Source organism: Cupriavidus basilensis (genome assembly GCF_000876015.1).
Lineage (GTDB): Bacteria > Pseudomonadota > Gammaproteobacteria > Burkholderiales > Burkholderiaceae > Cupriavidus > Cupriavidus basilensis_B.
On the sequence record NZ_BBQM01000025.1, the window covers coordinates 253,680 to 262,521 of the forward strand.

The 8,842-nt window shown below is 62.0% G+C and carries 6 protein-coding genes; 1 reads left to right on the forward strand and 5 read right to left on the reverse strand.

Annotated elements, in window-relative coordinates; genetic code table 11:
* Nucleotides 1-1,631: 1,631 nt before the first annotated feature.
* From KF708C_RS35130 to KF708C_RS28400, 3 genes are all read right to left on the reverse strand, one after another.
* Nucleotides 1,632-2,258, reverse strand: coding sequence for an HNH endonuclease (locus tag KF708C_RS35130; protein WP_082080044.1), 627 nt, complete (start codon nucleotides 2,256-2,258; stop codon nucleotides 1,632-1,634).
* Nucleotides 2,259-2,696: 438 nt separating this feature from the next.
* On the reverse strand, nucleotides 2,697-4,817 hold the full coding sequence (locus KF708C_RS28395; protein WP_059414610.1) for a phage integrase family protein: 2,121 nt from the start codon (nucleotides 4,815-4,817) through the stop codon (nucleotides 2,697-2,699).
* Nucleotides 4,817-6,241, reverse strand: a complete 1,425-nt coding sequence (locus KF708C_RS28400) for a KAP family P-loop NTPase fold protein (RefSeq protein WP_059414612.1) — start codon at nucleotides 6,239-6,241, stop codon at nucleotides 4,817-4,819. Before KF708C_RS28400 ends, KF708C_RS28395 begins: the two co-directional genes overlap by 1 nt.
* A gap of 249 nt (nucleotides 6,242-6,490) precedes the next feature.
* Here KF708C_RS28400 and KF708C_RS28405 point away from each other — a divergent pair, with 249 nt between their 5' ends.
* Nucleotides 6,491-7,099 carry a hypothetical protein gene (locus KF708C_RS28405; protein ID WP_059414614.1) on the forward strand — a complete coding sequence of 203 codons (609 nt, stop codon included), beginning with the start codon at nucleotides 6,491-6,493 and terminating at the stop codon, nucleotides 7,097-7,099.
* 244 nt (nucleotides 7,100-7,343) lie between these two features.
* Here KF708C_RS28405 and KF708C_RS28410 read toward each other — a convergent pair whose 3' ends face one another.
* Complete coding sequence (locus KF708C_RS28410) at nucleotides 7,344-8,084, reverse strand: class I SAM-dependent methyltransferase (protein ID WP_059414616.1); 741 nt, start codon at nucleotides 8,082-8,084, stop codon at nucleotides 7,344-7,346.
* 399 nt (nucleotides 8,085-8,483) lie between these two features.
* A complete protein-coding gene (locus KF708C_RS36145; protein WP_121739573.1) occupies nucleotides 8,484-8,711 on the reverse strand; it encodes an SRPBCC domain-containing protein in 228 nt (75 codons plus the stop codon).
* Between the last annotated feature and the right edge of the window lie 131 nt (nucleotides 8,712-8,842).

Sequence of the window (8,842 nt, forward strand, 5' to 3'; positions counted from 1 at the left end):
GTACCTAAGAGGTAGGCTTTAGGTATCTGATGGCTACTAAGGTTGCTCATTCGCAGTTCGTAACTGATTGATAAATATATATTTTTCTTTATTATGGTACCTGATAGGTACCTAGGAGATACCATTTTTTGGTGATGCCGGCCGCTTCATTCAATTGGTAGCTATCGGCTACCTACTTTGCCCGCGGACAGCGCAAGCACGGAGAAATTCAATGTTGAGGTCACACGGATCGCCGCAAAGCTACTTGATAGCTACCAGCTAACAATCCTTATCGACCGATTCGTCCGTCGCGCCGAGCATCGGCTGAGACGAGAGAGGGTAACTTTGCGTTCTCAGGTCAGTCTTAATTGGGCGAGCTAAGCTACTAGATAGCTACCAGCTAAAAATGACAAGGTTGATGGAAGAAGGCGTGCGGGGCATCATGACTGATCGAATTCCTTTCCTACCGGACAATGCACGAGCGCCCCGGCCCCAAGACCGACTTTGGAGTATCTGGTAGCTACTAGCTACCCGTGGGACGGATATCCTGGCGCAACGTATTACCACGGGAAAACAACCAGAACGACGCAGCCATTTGCCGCCCGTTCCCGGTTGATCCAATTAGGTACCTGATAGCTACCAGCTAGCCTTACGCCTGAGCTTACGATTTGGCTGTCTGGTGCAGACTGACCGGCGCATTGTGGCTCGAACTCCCCACTCTTAGAAGGTGCGGCCTCAGTGTGTAAATAGTCGCTCGAGGCCCCTTCACTGCCCATATCGCCTGACCGCTCTGGCCAACTGGACCAGGCCAAGCAGATTGATAGCTGGTAGCTACCAGCTATTTCTTGGTTTGAGACCCGGGCAGCGTATTGGTTTTGGCAACCTGAGCGAGAACCTCGATTTCTCTTGGTTGATGCGATCAGGCAGGGTAGCCAGTAGCTACCAGCTAGCATTAGGCAATTGTGCCTTTGATCTAGCCGACTGCATTAGAGTCCGCACCAATTCTTAAGGAAAAACTATCTGGTAGCTACCAGATACGATCTGGTGAGGAATTGGCCGGCGGCCGTAGGGAGAGGAGGGCGCTATGAATAGCCGCTCGAACTCCCTTCATTGCCAAGCTTCACCTGTGCCATGACGCTCTCGTTGATGGTTCCGCTCTATGGTTGGTAGCTATCAGTCATCTACCGGCCAAGGTGGCTGAACCGTACTTGGCTTCGATAGGCAACCAGGACAACGTTCCTATCACCAAACAGCTTCGGCGCAGCGAGTGCCATCGCCAGATAGCTACTAGCTAACCTCGGTGGGCATCTGCCCATCATCTGACTCAGTCCTGCTGTTTGGATACTATGTAGATACCAGATAGCTACCAGATAGCGGATGGGCGAGGTATTAGAGATGGGCAGCCCAGTAGAGGGCGCAATGCCTCTACTACTGATCGCAGCCTGTGATCTGCCGCACTCCGGCATTCAAATTCAATCTGTAGCTGGTAGCTACCGGCTATCCGATCAGCGTCCGCAGCATCGCGCGGTTATATACTGAATAGTGCTCAGTCAGACCGCCGGCTTCGATCATTGCTTGTGGCACCTCGATTCCCCGTGGCACAAATGGCTTTTAGCCAAGGCGAGGGCAACCCCTCACCATCCAGCCGTAGGCTATGTCGCGCTGTCGGCCGGTCCAAAATGCCGCCGTCGATGACAGTTCGGGCAGAGGGCGAGGGCGTTGTCCACCGTATCCTCACCGCCATCTGCTAGATGGACGACATGGTGCACCTCCAAATACGGCGAGTTGTCGGATTTGCGTCGAAATGGCGCAACCTGGCTGCATCCCTCGCACTGGCCGTTTGCGCGATCGAGTACTTGCAGCACCACGTCGGCGTTACGCGCGAAAACAGTTGTGGTTACCGTGATGCGCTTCGGTGTCTTGGATGCCCGCGCCAACCGCTGTTTTCGCTCCTCAGGGCTTCTGCGTGACGCCGCGTCGAGATCTCGCGCGAAGGCCTCATTGAAGTCCTTCAGCGTATTCTTCTGCGATGGCGTCGGGAACGCTTCCGTGATCCATTTACGTCGATCGCGGGCGTAGCGATATTCCTGCATGGGGGTAATGGGCACGCGTCCCTTCCCAAAGGTGCGCGGGTACACCGGCGTTTCGCCCTTGATGGCGCGCACATAGTCGTCGAAGGCCGAGGCGTTGAGTAGCGCGGCATAGTAGCGATGCCGCGGGTCGGATGTGCGTGCCGCCCGTTTCTCCAAGGCGGCTCTATCTAAGATGATGTAGCTCATTTCCCATTTCCCGCAAAACCAGTTGTCCTCACCTGGCGGGCGCCACTCGACAGTCAAGCGCGTCGATTCGTTTCATCTTCCCGAATCAAAGAACCGCTTCATTGCGTCCATGCGGCGGGCGTCCTCGGTGGTTACGTAAAGTGTTGTCGTGTCCAGCGATGCGTGCCCCGCGTTCTGCTTGACCGTCTCGAGCGGTGCGCCGGCGGTCAATGCGGGGGAAACATGAGTATGCCGCATCCAATGTGTGCTAGCCGTGGCCAGCCGCGCCCGGCCGCGCGGGTCTACCGGCTCGAGTTCGACGGCGCATGTCTGGAAAAAGCTACTGAATTGACTGGAAGGGGCTCCGGCCGCGCGCCTCAGCAATTGGAAAGCCCGGACAGTAAGACGGGGAGGGTAGGCCGACCTCCCTGTTGATCTGATCTGCCGTTGCTGAGAGTGCTAGTTCCCGTCTTTGCTCCAGAGCTGCTTCATTGCGCGCATACGTCTGGCGTCCTCTGTCGTCACATAGCGTGTTGTCGTGTCTAGCGATGCGTGCCCAGCGTTTTGCTTGACAGCTTCCAGCGGCGCACCGGCAGCCAGCGCATGCGATATATGAGTGTGCCGCATCCAGTGAGTGCTGGCCGAAGCCAATCGCGCCGCGCCGCGCGGGTCTACCGGCTCGAGCTCGACGGCGCATGTCTCGAAAAAGCGCTTGATCTGGCGATAGAGGGTCGATCCGGCAAGTCCAGCGTCGGCGCCGGCAGTGTCCCGTTTCGCCCAGGGCGCGCGCTCGGCCTGGTCCGTGGCATGGCCGAGCAACGCGACACCGCGGCTAGCCGCCGGATCCGCGGAAAACCCGCGCGTCTGCAGGTAGCGCCCGAGTGCGGCGATGGTGCTATCCGGCACCGGAACGCGGCGCAACTTGTTGCCCTTGCCGAGTACTGTCAGCCACCAGCCTTCCTCCCGCTCCCCGGTGCCCGGCTGGGCGAGGCTCACCCATTCCAGGTCGTCGGTGGTGACGCCGATCACCTCGGAGAGGCGCAGCCCGGTGGCATACAGGAGGGGCAGGGCGACCTGCAGGCGTTGATTGGCCGAAGTGGGAACCAGGCGGGCCAGACAATCGGTCACGAATACCCACTGGTCTTCGGTAAGGCTCCGCCCGACATCCAGCTGCGGCGTGGCGCTGCGCGGGACGTGAATTCCCTGCCACGGATTCCCGGCCAGGTAGTTCTTCGCGTTCAGGTACGAGTAGAGGTTGGTCAGCACGCCGACGGCGTAGCGTTGCGCGCTCGGATTGAGCGGACCCTCGAAGGGACGCCACAGCGGGCTCCAGCGCTCACGGGAGCGTGGCGCACACCAGTCAGCGGGCGGCGCGGCGAGGAAATCCCGATATGCCAGACAGTCGTCGGTGTCCATTGAGGACAGTGGTTTGCGGCGGGCAAGCAGCGCCCACAGCAGGAAGCGCTCGGCCTCCTTGCGATAGGCGCGCTGGGTATTGGAGAGCCAGTTCAGCCAGTCGAGCGGGCCGGGGACGGTGGCCACGTCCCGCCGGCGCTCGCGCAAGCGTGCCACCTGGTCTGGCGGCAATCCCGGTTTGGCGCGTAGCCACGACAGCACGGCTTCATAGTCGTTGTGTGCGCTGATGAGGCAGCGGGCCTGCGGAAGGCGGTAGGCACCGTTGCGACCGTCCAGTTCGGCCGGCATGACGAGTTTGTCTAGCGGCACCAAGGTCGCATCGTTGGTGCCTCGCGGCACCACGCGCGCGAGTTCGTGGGCGTAGCGCTGGCGGCGCGGTACCGCCACATGAGGGCCGATCGTCTTGCCGAGCGTTTCAGTGTGACTGGTCAGGAAGGCTTCGATCGCGCGAGCCTTGCCCGCGCCAATCCCAGCCACGCCCCGGGCCCAGCCATTGCCGAGCCCGTTGATGCGATCGATGAGGTCGGCGAGCGTGCTCACGCCGGCGGCCTCCAGCCGTATCGCCAGAGTATCGGCCAGCCAGGCGCGGCAAGCGTCTGCGGCCAACACGGGCTGCGCGTATTTTCCTTCCAGCCAGTCGATGGCTTCCAGTTGCCGGCGCATCAGCGCGGCACGTTTGGCCTCGCGCTCGAGCGCGCGACCGAAGCGGGCCCGGTACGCCTCCATTTGCTCCGATTGGGAAAACCCGTCCAGCCCGGCCTCAGCCGCAAAATCCTCCAACGACGGCAACCCCTCGCCCGGTCGGCCGATCTGGCGGAAGTCAACTCGCACCAGGCGAGCCATGCCGTACCGTTCGGCGCGGCCGGCGGCCGCGGCCAACTCCCCACGCAGCCATGCCGTGACCCGGCGCACCTTCGGGTGATCTGCGAACCGTGCAGCGGCCGCGTCGGTGGTAGTCGAGTCGCCCGCTGCAGCCGTTGCCGGCGCTTCGTCTTCAATCTCACCTTCCTCGGCCAGATAGCGTTCCCACATCGGGCGCGCGGGCATGCCCTGGATGAGCGCGCGCAGAAAGCCGAAGTGGCCGCGATGCAGCGGCCGGCGCGTCACCGAGCGGCGCCGGCGGGCAGGCTGAGCAGGCACCGCTGGCGCCAGCCTTGTCGCCATTACTGGATGTCCAGGTCGATAGCGCTCAGCGCGTGCCCGAATACGCGGTCGGTGTCTCGGGGTCCAAAAATACCGCTCATAGCCTGCTGTGCCTTCCGCCCAGCATCTTCAAGGACACTGTTACTGTGGCCCGTAAAACTTCCATGAAAGTAAAGCAGGCCATTGAAATACGGGCCGGGAAAATCCGTGTCGTGCAGGGCGACCGATTGTCTCGAGCGCCTGCTTTCCGCTCGGACCAACATCGACGTTTCTTCTTCCAACAGCGCGAAGCATGCCCGATGCGCTTCGTCGGTGCGAAGAGGATCGCGCAAGGCCTGATAGAGGTCGGGCCGTTTCAGTTTGAGCGCGATGAGATAGGCTCGAAGCATCTCCTGTCGACCGTCTGTCAACGCGAAGAGCGTGCAGCCGCGTTCGATCTCGCGCAGCGACAGGTTGAACAGCAGCGCGCACGCGGCGAAATGGTCCGCGAAAATTCCCGTCTGCAGGCCGAGGAGCGTCATCACGGTTGCGATGAAGCGACGCGCGGGGTGATCGGTGGTCACCGAGCGCGTGTGCGTTTTGGGCAACCGAAGTGACAGGTGCAAGAACTTCCCGAGATAGGTGGCGGCGTCGGTCTCCGCCCCATACACGCCGCGGATGGCTTTCTCTAACTGGTCCCGGTTCATGAGCAGCACGAACACCAGGTGCGGTACGTCGAAGAAATGCTTGATGCGCTCCAGCAGCGCCACGGCAAAGGCTGGTCGGCAGCGATCGAGTTCGTCGACCACGATGACGACCGGCTTTTTCGTTTGCTCGTAGGTCTCGCTGGCAAATTCAGCGAGAATTTGGCGGAACCCCGCCACGCTCTTCTGCTCGGCCTCCCACTGGCCGAGGCGGCGTTTCACCCACGCGCTGGTGACATCGCCCGCCTTGTCCCCGGCCTGCTTGGCGGCGGCGGCGAATTCGTCTGCGCCGAGGTCCAGGTCGGTGGCCTTGTTCACCGCCTCCACGACAGCGCCGGCGCCGACCGCCGTGGTCGCGACATGGATTAGCGCCTTGGTGGCCACCGGCAGCAGCGCGCGCATGACCTCGCCGGCGCCGTGCTTGACCTTGTCGGCGACCGTCGCGTCGCCGGTGCACAGCTTGAGGATCGCCGCGGACAGCACCATGAAGGCGTCCTCCGCATAGTCCTGGCCGAACGCGTCGAGGAAGCCGACCCGGTGGCCCTGCTGCTCGAGGTGCTTGGCCCAGTGTCGGCCGAACCAGGTCTTGCCCTCGCCCCACGGCGCGTCGATCGCGACCACGGCCCCGACCTGCAGGCGCTGCACGTAGGCCGTCAGCCGCTCGGCCACAGCTTGTCGTTGCAGCAGATCGCCTTCGAATGGGACCTTGATATCTGTGAGCGGAGGGCGTTGCACGAGCACGGAGGAGGTTGCGTCAGCCATGGAGATCCCTGTTCAGGACAGACGGGCGGCCCGCCAGCCCAGTGCCGGCGCGGGGACGCGCGCATAGGGTCACATTATAGGCAGGGTGCCGCCGGCCCTGCTAGGGAATGCGTACATTATTTTCAAAGTACATGATAATAAGAGTTATCAATGACTGGAAAAATGCCAATTTTCCCGGCACCCTACACAAAAAGTCTGGTATCGGGCATATTGAGCCCTCCGCTCAACCGGGCTCGCAGGATCCCCGCTATGTGGTGGCACACTCCCGGGACACACGCCACGCCGCTTCGCGCTCGCGAGCACCGGCTGGCCAAGATCCATCCGAGCGGGCGGCTGCGCTGGTGCGACCCCGCGGCCTATGCGCCCTACGGGCCGCCGCTCGCGCTCGATGCGCTCGACTTCACCGCGGCGCCGGCGCGCACGGCGATGCTGCGCCCGGGCGCCACGCTCGCTCCGCGCAGCCAGTGGGCCGCGCTGCAAACGGCGGGGGCGGCGCTGAGCTACCTGGAGGTCGCGCCGGCAGCCGGGCGGCTAAGCGTGTCGCCGGACGTGGGCCAAGCCAAGGATTTCATACGCGCCTGGCTCACCGGCATGATCGCGGCTGCGCTGGCCTACCCGGACATGCAGGCGCTCGGCTACCGCTGGGCGGGCCACTGGGAGGACTGCGCTGCGGCCCCAAGTTGGTCGCCGCGCATCCGGATTTCGTCTTCGCCAAGCCCACCGAGGTGTGCCTGGTCGATGCCAAGGGCACGTTCGGTGACGCGGACAAGGCGGCCAAGGATGGCTGGCGTGCGCAGATCCTGCCGAATATGGGCGCGCCGCTACGCGGCGGCGGCGCCGCAACCGCGGGACGCGTAGTTGCCGCCGGTCTCACGTCCGGCGCGCCGGGCGCGACGGAACTGGTGGCAGCCTATGGTGCGTGGCGGCCGGCGACCCCGCCGACCGTGTTCTGCCACGGTGGCCCGGAGGTGCCCTCCGCCCCTGGTCCCGCAGCGTCAGCGGCCAGTACCACCAACTCCCCAGCGCCCGCGGCCGTCGCCACGGTGGGGCGGGGCAATTCGAGGGTCGGCAGGGATTCATGTAAAAAACCGCAGAAACAGGCTTAAGTCCCTGTCACAGTTGGGTTTTTATCATTCCTCTGTGTCATTTTTTCTGCCCCTTCAACAGGGTCTTTCGCGGACGCATCAGGACTGGGCACCGTAGCGCTGAAACGCTCCAGCATGCTGCCGGTGGTGCGCAGTTCCAGCAGCAAGGTGTACCAGCTGGTGCCAGCCCGGGCCAGGGCGTCGTCGGAATCCCAGCGGCCGATGCACTGAAATCCCAAGCGCTCGAACAGCAGCTGGATCTCTTCGGCGGTGTAGCCCTGGAACAGCCGACCACTGGTATCGCGCTGCTCCACCAGGTTGTCTCCACGGGTCAGTGGCAGGGACAGCAGCAGGCGGCCGTGCGGGTTGAGCAGCGCACGGATGGCCAGCGCAGCATCGAACAGTTGGTGGTCTGGAACGTGCATCAGGACTGCGCTGCAGAGGATCCCATCGAACTTGCCATCAAAGGGCATGCCCAGCTCGGGCAGCGCTGCGCTAGCAAGCCGGTTTTCAAGCTCGGGGTGGGCGACCTTGGCCGCCGCGCGCAGACCGTCCGTGGGCTCCACGCCGTAGGCTTCGTAGCCGCTCTTGAGGAGGTGCGCCAAGTCACGACCAGATCCTGCCCCGATATCAAGCAACCGGGCCCCTGGCACAAATGCCAGCGGGAAGTACTTGGCCACAGGGCTGCCCACCGATTCGTACCGGGTGGCTATGTCCTGGGCGTTGTCTTCGTAGAAGCGAGCCGTCGATGCGTCCATGGAGCGGTCACTCAGAAGGGTTATGTATACCTAAGTTTGTAAACTTCTAAATTTCCCCAGCAACAATGGGGCTTTTCTCAATAGGGAGAGCACTGAGAAAAAGTTTATGTAAACAAATGCCGACCGACCAACGAGGTTGTTTACAGTCCTCCACGAACCCGTGAAGCGTATAGGCTTGAATGGACAGGCAGGAACTATACAACTGGCAGATCAAGCTTGACACCGAAGTGCCCCGCATCCGCAGGTGAACGGTGCCACCCGCCGACTATCATTGCATCACACTTACAGACGATCTGCGCATGGCCCAATTGTTTTAATTGCTTTCGATAAAGGCGCGCATTCTGTCGCGACAGATACCCTACTCTCTGTCCTTCAATAGTCACTCGAACGGCTCGATTGTCATGCGGATTGGAATCCTCCAAGTAAAGGATGGCCTCTGTCACATACTCGGCGCCGTCCTCTGAGCGACCGCCACTGATGGCACCGCATGCACTCCTCCACAATGGCCCTGGTGGTGTGCCAGTCATCTGAGGCCGCATTCCAGCGAATTATCTCGTCGGGTGTGGTGTACGCCTCCCACACCCGTTCAATCGGGGCTCGTACGTTCGTCTCGACGGTGAGTTGCATAGCGGCTCTCTCCAGTTTGGTGGCAGCGGGTTGTTCACTGCCATTTGCGGGGGTGAACAGCAGATATTATCGTGCAAAGGCCTATTGTGACGTAGGCAGAAAGCGACACGGGCGGCGCTTGCCAGGCGCTG

Coding starts and splice junctions, on each gene's coding strand:
- KF708C_RS35130 (WP_082080044.1), bottom strand. CDS start 2,258: ATGAGCTACATCATCTTAGATAGAGCCGCCTTGGAGAAACGGGCGGCA.
- KF708C_RS28395 (WP_059414610.1), bottom strand. CDS start 4,817: ATGGCGACAAGGCTGGCGCCAGCGGTGCCTGCTCAGCCTGCCCGCCGG.
- KF708C_RS28400 (WP_059414612.1), bottom strand. CDS start 6,241: ATGGCTGACGCAACCTCCTCCGTGCTCGTGCAACGCCCTCCGCTCACA.
- KF708C_RS28405 (WP_059414614.1), top strand. CDS start 6,491: ATGTGGTGGCACACTCCCGGGACACACGCCACGCCGCTTCGCGCTCGC.
- KF708C_RS28410 (WP_059414616.1), bottom strand. CDS start 8,084: ATGGACGCATCGACGGCTCGCTTCTACGAAGACAACGCCCAGGACATA.
- KF708C_RS36145 (WP_121739573.1), bottom strand. CDS start 8,711: ATGCAACTCACCGTCGAGACGAACGTACGAGCCCCGATTGAACGGGTG.